1 protein-coding gene is annotated in these 451 nt (G+C 62.1%); it reads right to left on the reverse strand.

From position 1 onward, the window contains the following. Positions 1-122: 122 nt before the first annotated feature. Positions 123-451: DUF2628 domain-containing protein (locus EN846_RS33625; protein ID WP_135928104.1), on the reverse strand; the 329-nt coding region annotated here is incomplete at its 5' end.

Below are 451 nucleotides of genomic sequence, written 5' to 3' on the forward strand. Positions count from 1 at the left end.
GGCTGCAGGCCGAGCCGGCGGTCGTGGCACGCCGCGCGGCCTGATCGCACAAATGAAGACGCCCGGCGGCGGCCGGGCGTCGGTTGCATCCTTGCCGCGCATCCCTGCGCCGGTCTGATGGCTTAGAACATTCCTTCAAACGGGTTCCAGCTGGCGCGACCCTCCACCTTCTCCAGGTAGTAGCTGTAGTTGGTGCTGGAGGCGACCAGCAGATTCATCGCGATGAACAGCATGCGCACGACGACGTCGGGAAGGAACATGCTGATGATGGCCAGCGCGATGTTGATGCCGATGACCACCAGCGCCTTGCGCCACATGCCCAGGATCAACAGGTAGATCGCACCGAACAACAACGCGAAGAAGTTCAGGTTGATCTTCAGGCGGTCACCGAACGACAGCGACTTCCAGGCCTGCTTGAAACCGGGATTCTTGGGGGCGACATGCTGGCGGA

It is taken from the genome of Mesorhizobium sp. M4B.F.Ca.ET.203.01.1.1 (assembly GCF_004791025.1).
Taxonomy (GTDB): domain Bacteria; phylum Pseudomonadota; class Alphaproteobacteria; order Rhizobiales; family Rhizobiaceae; genus Mesorhizobium; species Mesorhizobium abyssinicae.